This window comes from Burkholderia sp. LK4 (genome assembly GCF_001043615.1).
In the GTDB taxonomy this organism is placed as follows: domain Bacteria; phylum Pseudomonadota; class Gammaproteobacteria; order Burkholderiales; family Burkholderiaceae; genus Burkholderia; species Burkholderia cepacia.
Map to the genome: position 1 here is coordinate 88,533 of NZ_LDUL01000018.1, position 13,552 is coordinate 102,084.

General features: G+C 69.2%; 13 protein-coding genes. 8 read left to right on the top strand and 5 right to left on the bottom strand.

The features are described from left to right. The first annotated feature begins 280 nt into the window (after window positions 1–280). On the top strand, window positions 281–1,885 hold the full coding sequence (locus VK92_RS10295; protein ID WP_048027793.1) for a bifunctional aminoglycoside phosphotransferase/ATP-binding protein: 1,605 nt from the start codon (window positions 281–283) through the stop codon (window positions 1,883–1,885). 66 nt (window positions 1,886–1,951) lie between these two features. Here the strand turns inward: VK92_RS10295 and VK92_RS10300 are convergent, their stop codons facing one another. From VK92_RS10300 to VK92_RS42420, 4 genes are all read right to left on the bottom strand, one after another. Continuing rightward, a complete protein-coding gene (locus tag VK92_RS10300; RefSeq protein ID WP_423064344.1) occupies window positions 1,952–3,295 on the bottom strand; it encodes an ABC transporter ATP-binding protein in 1,344 nt (447 codons plus the stop codon). Between the two features lie 35 nt (window positions 3,296–3,330). After that, entirely contained in the window at window positions 3,331–5,064 is a 1,734-nt protein-coding gene (locus VK92_RS10305; protein ID WP_048027794.1) for an ABC transporter permease, read from the bottom strand. A gap of 295 nt (window positions 5,065–5,359) precedes the next feature. Continuing rightward, entirely contained in the window at window positions 5,360–5,809 is a 450-nt protein-coding gene (locus VK92_RS10310; RefSeq protein WP_048027796.1) for a CBS domain-containing protein, read from the bottom strand. Between the two features lie 131 nt (window positions 5,810–5,940). Beyond that, complete coding sequence (locus tag VK92_RS42420) at window positions 5,941–6,381, bottom strand: hypothetical protein (RefSeq protein ID WP_197094486.1); 441 nt, start codon at window positions 6,379–6,381, stop codon at window positions 5,941–5,943. Window positions 6,382–6,787: 406 nt separating this feature from the next. Between VK92_RS42420 and VK92_RS10320 the strand changes: the two genes are divergently transcribed. Further along, on the top strand, window positions 6,788–7,003 hold the full coding sequence (locus VK92_RS10320; RefSeq protein ID WP_048027797.1) for a hypothetical protein: 216 nt from the start codon (window positions 6,788–6,790) through the stop codon (window positions 7,001–7,003). Window positions 7,004–7,329: 326 nt separating this feature from the next. Here the strand turns inward: VK92_RS10320 and VK92_RS10325 are convergent, their stop codons facing one another. Next, complete coding sequence (locus VK92_RS10325) at window positions 7,330–8,211, bottom strand: endo alpha-1,4 polygalactosaminidase (RefSeq protein WP_059554926.1); 882 nt, start codon at window positions 8,209–8,211, stop codon at window positions 7,330–7,332. A gap of 315 nt (window positions 8,212–8,526) precedes the next feature. Between VK92_RS10325 and VK92_RS10330 the strand changes: the two genes are divergently transcribed. The 6 genes from VK92_RS10330 to VK92_RS10355 are packed head-to-tail and all read left to right on the top strand — an operon-like array spanning window position 8,527 to window position 13,501. Beyond that, complete coding sequence (locus VK92_RS10330; protein ID WP_048027799.1) at window positions 8,527–9,678, top strand: acyl-CoA dehydrogenase family protein; 1,152 nt, start codon at window positions 8,527–8,529, stop codon at window positions 9,676–9,678. Between the two features lie 39 nt (window positions 9,679–9,717). Further along, the gene (locus VK92_RS10335; protein WP_042974961.1) at window positions 9,718–10,122 is read left to right on the top strand and encodes a thioesterase family protein; all 405 of its coding nucleotides are present in this window, start codon (window positions 9,718–9,720) and stop codon (window positions 10,120–10,122) included. A gap of 23 nt (window positions 10,123–10,145) precedes the next feature. Continuing rightward, window positions 10,146–11,135 (top strand): NAD(P)H-dependent flavin oxidoreductase, encoded by a 990-nt coding sequence (locus VK92_RS10340; protein WP_021159353.1) that lies wholly within the window; start codon window positions 10,146–10,148, stop codon window positions 11,133–11,135. Window positions 11,136–11,175: 40 nt separating this feature from the next. Further along, window positions 11,176–12,312: a prephenate dehydratase gene (gene pheA / locus VK92_RS10345; protein WP_048027801.1), complete on the top strand. Its 1,137-nt coding sequence runs from the start codon at window positions 11,176–11,178 to the stop codon at window positions 12,310–12,312. Then, window positions 12,309–12,989, top strand: coding sequence for a hypothetical protein (locus VK92_RS10350; protein WP_048027802.1), 681 nt, complete (start codon window positions 12,309–12,311; stop codon window positions 12,987–12,989). The genes pheA and VK92_RS10350 overlap by 4 nt, the downstream gene beginning before the upstream one ends. After that, window positions 12,986–13,501 (top strand): shikimate kinase, encoded by a 516-nt coding sequence (locus VK92_RS10355; protein ID WP_423064345.1) that lies wholly within the window; start codon window positions 12,986–12,988, stop codon window positions 13,499–13,501. Before VK92_RS10350 ends, VK92_RS10355 begins: the two co-directional genes overlap by 4 nt. Window positions 13,502–13,552: the final 51 nt, after the last annotated feature.

A 13,552-nucleotide genomic window follows, 5' to 3' on the forward strand; every position in this document is an offset into this window, starting at 1 on the left:
GCGCCGCAACGGTGCCGACGACGTGCATGCGGGCGGCGTTGCGCCGCTACCGCGCCGGCGCCGGGCCACGGCAGGCTGTCCGGGTGCGCACGGTCAACGCGCTTGACACGCATCAAGCCGGCATGGGCGACAGTCGGCTGCAATAGGGTTCGTCGCACGCGTGCCCCGAGCCTGCCGGCCCGATCCCGCGACATCGAGCAGACGGAACGCGCCGCTTCCGTTCGACTACAACCTGCGGGCACGGCGCGATGCAAGCGCCCTGCCCATCGTTCCGTTCATCATGTCCCGAGCACCACGCCTGCCGTTCACGTCGAGCCGCGGAGCCGCACGACGAAAGACCCTGCAATTCGATCGCGCGTTGCGTCGGCCTGCCACCTATCCGCATCCCGCCGGCCGGATCGAACGGATCGAAACCCACCTGTCCGTCGTGTATCTGGCGGGACGCTACGCGTACAAGCGCATCAAGCCCGTGCGATTCGCGTTCGTCGATCTCGTGCGCCCGGCGCAGCGCCGCCGCTGCGCGCTGGCGGAATGGTCGCTCAACCGGCCGTTCGCCGGCCCGCTGTACCTGGGCGTCTGGCCGATCGTCGCGCGCGGCCGCGGCAGCACGTTCGGCCCGCCCGTGCGAACCGGCACGCACCGCCACCGGCAGCCGGCGGTGCCCGGCGAGTATGTGGTGCGCATGCGCCGGTTCGACGCGCAAGCGATGTTGTCGGTCCGCAGCGCATCGCACGACACGGGGCTGGCGGACGCGGACGCATTTGCGCAGACGCTGGCCCGCCATCATCTGCACGCACCGCGCCGTGCGCCGAGCGGCTACCCGGGCAGCGCGGCGAATGTCGTGGCCCAATGCCAGGCGTTGTGCGACACGCTCGACGTCACGGTGCCCGCTCAAGCCGCGCTGCGACGCTGGTATGAGGCCGAGCTGGCCCGTCTCGCGCCGCAGTTCGCCGAGCGGCACGCGAACGGCTTCGTGCGCGCCTGCCACGGGGATCTGCATCTCGACAACGTCGTCCGCTGGCGCAACCGGATCCTGATGTTCGACTGCATCGAGTTCAACGACGCACTGCGCTGGATCGACGTGGCGAGCGATCTCGCGTTTGCATGGATGGACTACGCCGCCCGCGGGCGGGCAGATTGCGCCCACCGCCTCCTGTCAGGATGGCTCGCACGTACGGGCGACCATGCGGCGCTGGCCGTACTGCCGTGCTACTTCGCCTATCGTGCGCTGGTGCGTGCGCTGACCGCGCGGCTGCGCGGCGACGAGGCGACGCGCGGCCGCTATCTGCGCCTTGCGTCGGACATGGCGCGGGCACGCCGCGATGCGCGGCCGTTGCTGCTGCTCTGCCATGGCATGTCCGGTTCCGGCAAATCGGTGGCGAGCCGCGCGCTGGCGGAACAGCTCGGCGCGATCCGGCTGTCCAGCGACGCCGAGCGCAAGCGCTTCGCCAGCGCACCGGAGGACACCCGGCTGCCGCTCGCCGCTTATTCGGAGACGGCGATCGACGCGGTCTACGACAGACTGCGGGCACAGGCCGGCGAGGTCCTCGCCAGCGGCTATACGGCAATCGTCGACGCGACGTTCCTGCTCCGGCGCAACCGGGCACCCTTCATTTCGCTCGCCGAGCAGCGCGGCGTGCGCGTCGCGATTCTCGACTTCACCGCGAGCCCGGCGACGCTCGCCGCCCGTGTCGCGGCCCGGGTCGCACACGGGCGCGATGCATCCGATGCCGACACGGCCGTACTGGCCCGGCAGGTCGAGCATGCCGAGCCGCTGGCGGGAGCCGAGGCCGCGATCGCGATCCGCTTCGAAACCGAGTGCGACGTCGCGGCGTACGGGAGCCGCGCGTTCTGGGCGCCGTTATTCGCCGCGCTACGCGCGTAGCGCGCCGCCCGGATGACTTGACGCCATGTCACGACGCTCCGTTTCAGCCGGCCGCGCCCCGCATGATCAACGGCCGAAGGTGCGCGTATGGTCGTCGTAGTCGAACAGCCCCGCGTAGCGGCCCCAGTCCGTCACGACGCGCAGCGCCTGTTCCGCGCTGCGCGGATCGAGATGATCCTCGAGCTCCAGTTCGAAGCGCTCACGCGGCGCGCGATGCCCTGCGCGCTCGTCCAGCACTTCGTCGATATGCGCGGCAAGCGGCACGAACTTGACGACATGCTCTCGAAACAGACGCCGCCGGGCCTCGTCGTCGCTGTGCGCGAACACGTGGCCCGCCGCGCTCAACCGGAGGGTGCGGTCGTGCCACTCGGCAAAGGCGAGCAGATGGAGCGCCGCGGCGGTCGCATGGAGCACGTCGACCCGGAGCGCGAGCGCCGCGGCAATCGCGCCGAGTTCCGCATGGCCGTCGTACGGCGCGGCCGCCAGGGTCTCGACGAACCCGGCGAGATGGTGGCTCGTCACGTCGGGTAGCGCCATGGCCAGCGTGCCGCCGGCCGCCGCGCGAGCCGCCGCCGCGTCGGCGATGCGCGCAGTCAGCGTCGCGTAGATCTTGCCGACGATCGCCTGGAAGGCCGGGTCGTGCCGGTTGCGCGGACGCGGCAACGGCACGTTCAGCGCGGCGTCGATGCGCGCCGGGCCGGCACCGAGCACCAGGATGCGATCGCACATGAGCACGGCTTCCTCGATGTTGTGGGTCACCATCATCACCGACCGGGTCGACAACTGGCGCGCGTCCCACAGGTCGAGAAAATCGGTGCGCAGCGTTTCCGCGGTCAGCACGTCGAGTGCCGAGAACGGTTCGTCCATCAACAGCAGGACGGGTTCGCTGACGAGCGCGCGGGCAAACCCCACCCGCTGACGCATGCCGCCCGACAGTTCGCGCGGATAAGCCGATTCGAAACCGTCGAGCCCGATCAACTCGATCGCGGCGGCCGCCCGTTCGCGCACGTCGCGTGGCGGAAGGCCCAGCGCATCGAGCCCGAGCTCGACGTTTTCGACGACGGTCAGCCACGGGTACAGCGCGAAGGTCTGGAACACCACCGCAATGCCGGCGGTCGGGCCGGCAAGCGGCGCCCCGCGATATGCGACCGTGCCGGACGACGGCTCGACGAGCCCGCCCGCGATCCGCAGCAGCGTGGACTTGCCCGAGCCGGAGCGGCCGAGCAGCCCCAGTATCTCGCCCTCGCGGAGCGTGAGGTCGATATCGGCCAGCACGTGCAACGGCTCGCCGGACGGCTTCGTGAACGATTTGCATACGCCGCGCATCTCGAGCACGACCGGCGCCTGCTCCGATGACGGCGCGGCCGCGCCCGCCTCGTACGCTCCCTTGCATTCACCGGGATTCGACACATCGGTCTCCCGCGGATAAAGGATCGGGCCCGGACTCAATCGAACCGCGTCCTGCGCTCGGCGAACGCATACATCGGGCGCCACACGAGCCGGTTGGTCGCGATCACGAGCAGCGACATGACGGCGACACCGAGCGCGATACGCGGAAAGTCACCGGCGCCGGTCATCTGCGCGATATAGGCCCCCAGTCCGCCGGCATTCAGGCGCGTGCTGCCCCAGCTCACCGCCTCCGCGACGATGCTCGCATTCCATGCGCCGCCGGACGCGGTGATCGCGCCCGTCACGAAGTACGGCAGCACACCCGGCAACATGACGCGACGCCACCAGGTCACCGGCCGGACCCGGAAGCATGCCGCCGCTTCGCTCAGGTCGGCCGGAAACGCGCTCGCTCCGGCGATCACGTTGAACAGCACATACCATTGCGCGCCGAGGATCATCAACAGCGGCAGCCAGACATCGGGGGCGAGCCGGTAGCGCACGATGACGAACACCGCGACCGGAAACAGCAGGTTGGCCGGAAACGCGGCGAGAAACTGCGTGATGGGCTGGATGCGGGCGGCCACGCGCGGTCGAAGACCAATCGCAATGCCGATCGGCACCCAGATCGCCGACGCGATCACGACCAGCACCGTCACGCGAACGAAGGTGAGCGCCCCTTCGCCCGCCACGACGCGCAGGTCCGTCCAGGTCAGCGCCGCGTGTTCGAGCCGGAACAGGACAACCGCCGCATACCCGCCTCCCGCCGCGCACAGCGCGAACCAGAGCGCGTCACCCGCGTGCCGCGGCAGCGCCATCCGGCCGCGCCACGGCCATGCGGCCCCGGGCAGCCGCGCACGCGCCGCGCGGCGCAACAGCATGCCGACCGGGCCGCCGGCACGGGCCATCCATCGCGACCGGTGGAACAGGTCGAGCATCCAGCTGCGCGGCACGACCGCGGGCACGGCATCGCCATGGCGGAACCGTTCCGACCACGCGACCAGCGGCCTGAACAGCAACTGGTCGTACAGGACGATCGCGACGCTCATCGCGACGATCGCCCAGCCCACCGCGGCCAGGTCCCGGTTCGCGATCGCCTGCGCGACATAGGCGCCCACGCCCGGCAGGTCGACGTGCAGGTCGCCGACCGCGATCGCCTCCGACGCGACCACGAAGAACCAGCCGCCCGACATCGACATCATCGCGTTCCAGACGAGACCGGGCATCGCGAACGGCACCTCGAGGCGCCAGAAGCGCTGCCATGCGGACAGCCGGAAGCTGCGGCTTGTCTCGTCGAGATCGCGCGGCACCGTGCGCAGCGACTGGTAGAAGCTGAACGTCATGTTCCACGCCTGGCTCGTGAAGATCGCGAAGATCGCCGCACATTCGGCGCCCAGCATCCGCCCCGGAAACAGCGACAGGAAGAACAGCACCGTGAACGACAGGTAGCCGAGGATCGGCACCGACTGCAGCACGTCGAGCAACGGAATCAGCACCCGCTCGGCCGACCGACTCCTGGCCGCCGCGGTCGCGTAGACGAACGTGAAGGCAAGCGATGCGAGCAATGCCGCGAACATGCGCGAGACCGTACGCAGCGTATAACCGGGCAGCGCCGCGGGGGACAACGAGATGGCCGGGGGATGCGCGACGGCGAGCGGGCCTGCCATCTGGTGCGCCGAGACGCCGGCCAGCATCAGGAACCCGATGACGATCAGCACCGCGGCGAGATCCCGCCAGCCCGGCGCGGGCAGTGTCCAGCGCCCGCCGCGCAATACCTCCGCATGGTGCTCCACGGTGCCCCTCCCGGCCGATGATGGCGGTTCATCTTCAGGGGCGGGCGGGACAGTCGCGTTGACCTGCGTCAACCGTCCCGCGGCAGCCGGCCCGGGTCGCGCCGACGGATGCGGGCGCGGTCGGCGTTCGGAAGATGAACGTGTCCGAATGCTTCAGATCGACACGGGCCATGCCGCCGCCTGAAACGTCCAGCGCCGCTTCGCGCGCGGCCACCGATACCCGGTGGCGCGCGGCGACATGCCCGCACGCGCGGTCGCCGCAGGCACGCCGCGGCGGAACGCGGTGCACGCCGGATCAGTCGCGTTGCTTCTCCTCGAAATACGGCTGACGCGCCGCCACGAGGCGCAATTCGTCGAGCAGCGCCGCGGCCACGCGAAGCAGGTCGTCGAGCGAGACGATACCGACCAGTTCGCCGTCGTCGCCGACGACCGGCAACCGGCGCACGCCGTGCTGACGCATCCGCTTCGCGAGCAGCCAGACATCGTCGTCGACATCCGCGACGGCGACGGGCGCGGACATGATGTCGCCGACGAACAGCGCGTCGGCCTCCGCGCCGGGGCTGACCACGGCAAGCACGATGTCCCGGTCGGTCACCATGCCGATCGGCTTGCATCGTCCTTCCTGTTCATGGACGACGACCAGGTCGCCGGCATGCGCGTCACGCATCCTGGCGGCTGCCTCGACGACGGTCGTCCGGGCGGGGCACGTCGCGACATCGCGGGTACAGAGCATCGCAGCATTCATGTTCGTTCTCCCGGGCGGGGCGAAGCGGATCATCGGCGCGTGACGCGATCGGTTCCCGTCGCCATGCGCGCCCGTTCGCATCCGGTGAAAACAACGGTAAATCCGGCCGTGCAACCGGAAATTGATGCAGGTCAGCGCGGTGCGCCGTGCGGCGTTCCGCGCAATGCCGTGGCCGCTGCCGTCCGGCGCGCGGCCGTGAAGCCGGCGTTGCCGTCGCGGCCGGGGCGATCGCACTCGGCGAAGCGCGACACGATCCGGCAGCCGTCGTCCGACAAGCGCGCGGGAACCTCCACAAGCGACGCGGCATCCAGTCGCACGAGGCCGCGATCGACCAGACGGCGAAGGTCGGCGGGGTCGCCCTGCTGGCATCGCGGCTCGCTGGCGAGCACTATCAGGATCGCGATCTCGTGGGGACTCAGCAGCCGGTCGCCGTCGGCGTCGGCGTCGACCGGACGATTCCGGTGTGGCGCGACGGGCGGCGTGATGATCCGGGGATTCGACGTGTGCGCAAACAGGGAAGGCATGGTGGAGGCCCGTATCATGAACGTGAAGACGCGGACGGCACGGTGCATGTCGGTTCCCGATCGAAAGCGACACGCGCAAGCGTTCAACTTCGCTCTTGCAGCACAAGCGGTCTTGACGCAGGTCAGCAAGTGCACGCACGCGCCCCTCACTACCGGCGATTCATCTGACGTGATGCCATCCGGAGATCCGCTTTGCGTGTCTGTCAGGAACACGTCAATTTGATCGTTTAGCCTTTGGTCAGCAGATCGGAACGCCACGGTAGCGTACGTATCTTCACGTCGGCCGCTCGGACTCCCGCTCGCGGTCGCATGTCGGCCGCACGTCGTCCACGTAGCACTCCGCATCATCCGGTTTTCTCCGGAGAGACCGAACGCCGTATCCGGCTTGCATGAAATCAATGCGTCGCGGTCGGCCGGAATCCATCATGAATCACCGTCCTGAAGAGGTCCATGCATGAACCGGTACTACGAAGTCGAACGCGAGCTCGCCCATATCGAAGGATCCATTCGACTGCTCGAACAGGCACGGGGCGACTTCCATAAGAAGACGTCGATCAGCGATCCCGCATACTGGCGTGCAAGACTGCACGCCGTCAGGGCGACGGCCGAACAGGACAAGACGCTGCTGCGCCGCGCCGACGAAATCCTCGCACGGCTCGATCGGTTCTGATCCGCCCGCGCCCCGTCCGCCTGCATTCCCGATACGTGACGATCGGACGATTCGGGCAAGATGCGTGCGGCACAGGGGGCGTGCCTCGATCAATCCGGCGAAGCGCCCGTATAACGCGCACCATCGAGTGCGGATCGGCCCGAACCATCGTGCTTGACCTCCATCAACGCGCCGCTGCGGCATCGCTCACAGATTGCAAGAAAGCGCGCGGAACGATTCGCACCGCGAAACGTATCCAACTCTCCGGCAGCTTCTCGTCCATCCGCGATATGGCATGACCTGATCGAACAGCAACGCCAATGGTGGCGTACGTGGAACGTTGCCGCTCACTCGAACCGGCAGGCCGCGCGCGGCAGCGCCGAAAGCGTGTCGCTCGACAGTTTCAGAATGCCGTCGAACCCGGCCTGGTTGTCCGCCGGGCAGAACGCCGCGAGCGTCATGCCGTCCGGTCGTGTGTACTCGACGTTGAACACGGCCTTGTTCAATGCGATGAAGCTCGCGTAACCGCCGCACTCGTGGAACCTGTTGCATTGCTCGTTGAGCGCCCAGTCGGCCACTTTCGCCATCGCGGCCGCGATACCCGAGCCGTTCTTCAGGCCCATCGACATCCCGCGATCGTGCGCGGCGGCGATCAGCGCCGTGTTGTACCGCAGTTGGTCGTCGCGCGTCAGCGGAAACCCCGTTTCCTGGCGATAGCTGTCGTCGAGGTCCGGCTCGATGCCGTCGCAGCCCTTTTTCTTCGCCATGTCGAGACGCGCCAGCATCAAGGGCATCAGGATCGCGGTCTGACGGATGTCCAGCCAGCGTTCGTGATCCTCGTATCCCTCGACGGGGTAACCGAGCACGCTGTCGGGAAACCGGCCGGCATCGCCACGGGTGTCTTCCCGCCCGCCCACCTCCATGTAGCACACGACGGTGATGCCCTTCGCCTTCAGGCGCTGGATCGTGCCGGCATCGGTCAGCTCCATGTCGACGTCGTACATCTTGCGGGCGTTGTTCACGCCGTCCAGCACCGTCTCGTTGATCGGGTTGCCGTCGATCTGCCATTGCCAGCTCGTGCCGGGCACGAGCGGCTTCCACGCGGCGGCTTGCGAAGCGCGCGCCGAAGCCGCCGCGACCGGGCCGCCCGGCACCGACGAATCCGAGTCGCCGCCGCACGCCGCAAGCAGCAGCATCAGCACGAATGAAGCGAATGATCTTGCGGACATGGCGAATCCTTTGCCTGTTGGCGGCTCGTCAGGATGCGAAAGTGCGAGGGTGCGAGGGAGTCACGTGCAGCGGAATGCAGGCGATGCATCTGCCGATCGCGCAGCGGTGCGGGAACGCGCGAAGCACGTCCGGATGGTAGGCGGGAACACCGCGCCCATCTGTTCCGATTTGTCGATTTTTGTTTGCGTGGCGGGCCGGCGTTGTCCGCAAACGCACCGTCATCGCCGATGAGCGATTGCGAAAAATGACAGTTTCTCCGCCCCGGGGTTTTGGATAGATTGGCCGTACCGCATCCGCATCGCCTCAGGGACACCATGAACTTCGAAGCCACCCCCGATCAACGCGCTGCTGCCGCCACCTACCGCGCCATCGCGCTGCGTCACTTCGCGCCGTCGCCGCGCCGCGGCTTCGACTGGGCAACCTGGCGCGCGCTGTCCGAAGCCGGTCTGTGGCGCACGCTCGGCGCCGGCCGCGACGCAGGCGCGGACGCGTCGTTGAACGTGTTCATCGCCGCATTCGAGGCGATCGTGGCCGCGACGAGATCCGTCGGCTTCGCGATGGCGCTGGCGAATCAGGCGACCGTGATACGCGCGCTGCTGCTCCACGGCACACCGGCGCAGCGCGACCGTTTCCTGCCGGCCCTGACGTCCGGCGCGGTGGCCGCGACCGCCATTTCCGAAAAAGGCACCGGCACCGAAATCCGCGCACTGCAGAGCCGCGTCACGCTGGACGGCCAGGATGGCCGCCTCGACGGTCACAAGTACAACATCAGCCACGCCCCGGACGCGGCACTGATCCTCGTCGCCGCGAGCGCCACGCACGACGGTCGCCCCGGTACGGCGCTGGTTCTTCTCGATCCGCAGTGCGCCGGCGTGACGCGCACCGCGCCCCAGGAAACCCTGGGCGTCGCCGATCTGCCGATCGGCGACATGACGTTCGACGGTGTTCCCGTCGGCACGGACGATTTGCTTTGCAGTCCCAAGGACGGATTGCGCGTGCTGATGGACATCGCGTCGATGAACCGCGCATTGTTCGGCCTGCTGTGCGCGGACGTGGTCGGGCCGTTCCTCGACGACGCACTCGCGTATGTCGGCGAACGCGGCGCGCTCGGCGTGACGCTCGACAAGCATCAGCATGTCCAGCGGCGGCTCGTCGACATTCATGTCGGTGCGGAGCGCTCGCGCTGGATGGCACTCGCCGCGCTCGACCAGTTGCGGGCGGGCGACCCGTCCGCGCTCGCCAGTTGCTCGATTGCGAAACTGGGCGGCGCCCGCGACCTGACCCAGGCCGCGCTGCACCTGCTCGCGATCTACGGCAGCGACGGTTATCGCCGTGGCCCGCTCGCGACATTCGTTGCCGACGCACTCGCCATGGGAACCGCGGGCGGCACCGAAGAGATGCACGCGCGCAACATCTTCAGCCAGATGCAGCGACGCGCGACGGCCTCGCACATGCACGCGGCCTGAATGCTCGATTTTTCGTTTCTCATCCCGAAGGAGTCTGCCTTGACCATCCAGCCCGGCCTCCGTGCCCGTGCCACGCACCGCGTCGATACGATTTCGCTTGCCGATCAATGGGGCGGCGAAGCGCACGCGCTTGCCAGCCCGATCATGATCATCTTCATCGAGCAGACCTGCATGCAGGCAACCGATCACCTGCTCGGCGCCGACCTGATGACGGTCGGCTACAACTTCGAGATCAAGCATCTCGCTCCGACGCCGCCCGACTGGGAAGTCACGGTGGACGCCGAGCTGATCTCCGTGGAAGGCCGGATGATGACCTACAAGGTGTCGGTTCGCGATGCGGCCGGCGTCGTCGGCGAAGGCATCCATACACGCTGCGCGGTCGGTCGCGACAGTTTTCACGAGCGGCTTGCCGAGCGCCGCGACCGTGCACCGGTCGCGCAATGAGCACCACTGGAGGAGACACCCCGATGCGCCCGACGCCGCTGCACGACCTGCGCCTGCCGCTGATCGCATCGCCGATGCTGATCGCCAGCTACCCCGAGATGGTGCTGGCGCAGTGCAAGAGCGGGATCGTCGGCGCCTTTCCCGCGCTCAATGCACGACCGAGCGCGCAGCTCGGCGACTGGATCGATCGCATCGACGAGGAACTCGCCGCGCACCGTGCCGCCCGTCCGGATGCGTGCGTGGGGCCGTACGCGGTCAATCACATCTGCCATCAGACCAACACGCGGCTCGAAGCGGACTTGCGGATCTGCATCGACCGGCGCACGCCGATCCTGATCACGAGCCTGCGCGCGCCGCCGCGCGAGATCGTCGAAGCCGTGCACGCCTACGGCGGTGTCGTCCTGCACGACGTCACGACCGTACGACACGCGGAAAAAGCGCTCGAGGCCGGTGTCGACGGCCTGATCCTGGTCGCGGCCGGAGCGGGCGGCCATGCCGGCACTCTGTCCCCGTTCGCACTGGTGTCGGAGGTGCGCCGCCTGCATGACGGCTTCATCGCGTTGTCCGGCGCGATCGCCACCGGCGCGGCCATCGCGGCGGCGCTTGCACTGGGTGCCGACTGCGCGTACATGGGCACCCGCTTCCTCGCGTCGCACGAAGCCAACGTGGCGCAGCGCTACAAGGACACGATCGTCGAGGCCACGGCCGCCGACATCGTCTACACCGATGCGTTCAGCGGCGTGCACGGCAACTATCTGCGCCAGAGCATCGAGGCCGCGGGCATGGACGTCCGCAACCTGCCCCGCAGCGAGCACGCGCGCCTCGATTTCTCGCCCGAATCCGGCGCGCGCCAGTGGCGCGACATCTGGGGCGCCGGCCAGGGCGTGGGCTCGATGGACACGGTGCTGAGCGTCGAGCAGATCGTCGCGCAGCTCGAGATCGAGTACGGCGTCGCACTCGAACGCGTGCGTCACGAGTCCGCCCGCATCGGCCGGCACGCCGCCGCGCACTGACCGGGCACCCGCATTCTTTCGCTACCTCCACGGTACCGTCATGACCCTCACCGCCACCGCCTCGCCCGCTCACGATCCGGTCGCGCTGCAACGCGCGCAGATCGATGCCATCGACCAGGAACTGCTCGCGCTGATCGCGCGCAGGATGCAGCACGCCGCCGCGATCGGCCAGTTCAAGGCGCTCGACGGCCGGACGATCCGCCAGCCGGCCCGGGAAACGGAAATCGTCGCGGGGCTGTGCGCCCGGCCGCACGGGCTGCTGCAGGCGCGCCACGTCGCGGCGATCTGGCACACGCTGTTCCGCGTCAGCCGCGAGTTGCAGCAGGTGCCGTCGGTCGCGTTCCTCGGCCCGCCCGGCACCTTTACCGAGGCCGCGATGCAGCGCTACTTCGGCGCCCCGATCCGTCCACATGCGTGCGACACGCTCGAAGCGACGTTCGCCGCACTGGCGGCCGCGAACGTCGACCATGCGGTGGTGCCGATCGAGAACTCGACCGAAGGCACGGTGACGCGCGCGATCGACCTGCTGGCCGACGCAACCGCTCCGGTGGTCGGCGAGATCGTGCTGCCGGTCGCGCACTGCCTGCTGAGCGCATCCGGCACGCTCGAAGGCGTCGACTGCGTGCTCGGCCATCAGCAGGCGCTGGCGCAGTGCCGCGCGTGGCTCGATGCGCATGCGCCGCAATTGCGCCGCGTGCCTGTCGCGAGCAACGCCGCGGCCGCCCGCGAAGCAGCGAGCATGACGGATTGCGCGGCGATCGCCGGCGAACGGGCGGCCGATCGATACGGACTGCGTATCGTGGCGAACGCGATCCAGGACGAACCCGGCAATCGCACGCGCTTTCTCGTCCTCGGCGGGCCGCCGGCGGAGCCGACAGGCCACGACCGCACCAGCCTCCTGCTGAAGCTCGACGATACGATCGGCGCGCTCGCAGGCGTGTTCGATGCATTGGCGCGGCACCGGATCTCGGTGCTGTGGCTCGACGCGCGCCCCGGCCGCGCCGCCGGATGGGCGTACCGCTTCTTCGTCGACATCGACGGCCACCAGGACGACGCGCATGTCCGTGCCGCCCTCGACGACATCAGGACGACCGCCGCCGACCTGCGAATCCTCGGTTCCTACCCGCGCGCGCCGAGCGTCGATGCCGGCGCCGTTGCCGAGCCGAGCGCAACATGAGTGCCGCGTCCGCCGATACCGCCGTCGCGCGCCGGGTGCGGGCCATCTGCGACGGCCACGACGATCGCCTGCTGGTCCTGCTCGGGGTCGTGCCGCCGTCGCTGCGTCGAGACACCGGCGCATGGCTGCGTGCATTGCGCGCGGACTACGAGGACGAGCTGGAGTTGCTGACGCATGTGCAGCGCGTGGCCACCCCGGACGTCGACGACGATGCGCGGGCCGCGCTGCTTCGCCGGCTCGGCAGACTGCGGCTGCCGACGGCGTTGGTCGTCGATACGTCCGCGACGGCCTATGGCCGCTGGTGCACGCGGAACGGCGCCACCGCGCGCGGCTGGCGGCTGCTGGAAACCGCGCGTGGCGCGGCGCCCGTCGGCGGCGTACTCGTGCCCTGGCGCGACTGCCTCGCGGCACCCGCGACCTCGCGCCGCGTGCTCGCCGATTTCGGCCATGCGTGGGCCGGCATCGATACGAGCGTCGCCATGCTGACCGACGCGCTGCTTGCGAACGACGTGCAGGTCGGGGGCATCGCGCTGGGCGATCTGCTCGCGCAACCCGGTGCCGCGCCCGTATCGCCCGCAAGGATGACCGGCGTCCTGGACCGCCTCGCCAATACGGTGCGCCTGCGCCGTATCACGGCGGCGACGCGCCGGACGCATTCGCTGCGGAGCCGGCTGTGACGGCAGCGCACCATCCGCGCATCGCGTTGATCGGCATGCCCGGTGCGGGCAAGACGACGATCGGCGCGGCGCTTGCGGCGGCACTCGACCGCCCGTTCGCGGATTCCGACCGGGAGATGGAGCAGCGCTTCGGCGCCCCGCTTGCCATGCTGTTTCCGCTGCCGACGTTCCGCGCCCGCGAAGCCGGCGTCATCGACGCGCTGTCGCAACGCGACACGCTGATCCTCGCCACCGGCGGCGGCGCGGTGCTGCGCGACGACACCCGCGCGCGCCTCAAGGCGCGCTGCCACGTGATCTACCTGGTCAGCGACATCGACGCGCTGTACCGGCGCACCGGGCGCGATCCCGCGCGCCCGCTCCTTGACGTGCCCGATCCGCGCGCCGTGCTGGCCGAGTTGCAGCTGACGCGCGATCCGCTGTACCGGGCCTGCGCGCATCGCCTGCTCGACACGCGCGACGCGTCGATCGACGAAATCGTCGCGGCGGCCCTCGCCGAATCCGCGTCCGCCTGACGGTCGCGCCCATGCGCGCGGCTTCCCCGCTCCCGGTTCCCTTCCCGCCCC

Coding starts and splice junctions, on each gene's coding strand:
- VK92_RS10295 (WP_048027793.1), top strand. CDS start 281: ATGTCCCGAGCACCACGCCTGCCGTTCACGTCGAGCCGCGGAGCCGCA.
- VK92_RS10310 (WP_048027796.1), bottom strand. CDS start 5,809: ATGAATGCTGCGATGCTCTGTACCCGCGATGTCGCGACGTGCCCCGCC.
- VK92_RS42420 (WP_197094486.1), bottom strand. CDS start 6,381: ATGCACCGTGCCGTCCGCGTCTTCACGTTCATGATACGGGCCTCCACC.
- VK92_RS10320 (WP_048027797.1), top strand. CDS start 6,788: ATGAACCGGTACTACGAAGTCGAACGCGAGCTCGCCCATATCGAAGGA.
- VK92_RS10325 (WP_059554926.1), bottom strand. CDS start 8,211: ATGTCCGCAAGATCATTCGCTTCATTCGTGCTGATGCTGCTGCTTGCG.
- VK92_RS10330 (WP_048027799.1), top strand. CDS start 8,527: ATGAACTTCGAAGCCACCCCCGATCAACGCGCTGCTGCCGCCACCTAC.
- VK92_RS10340 (WP_021159353.1), top strand. CDS start 10,146: ATGCGCCCGACGCCGCTGCACGACCTGCGCCTGCCGCTGATCGCATCG.
- pheA (WP_048027801.1), top strand. CDS start 11,176: ATGACCCTCACCGCCACCGCCTCGCCCGCTCACGATCCGGTCGCGCTG.
- VK92_RS10350 (WP_048027802.1), top strand. CDS start 12,309: ATGAGTGCCGCGTCCGCCGATACCGCCGTCGCGCGCCGGGTGCGGGCC.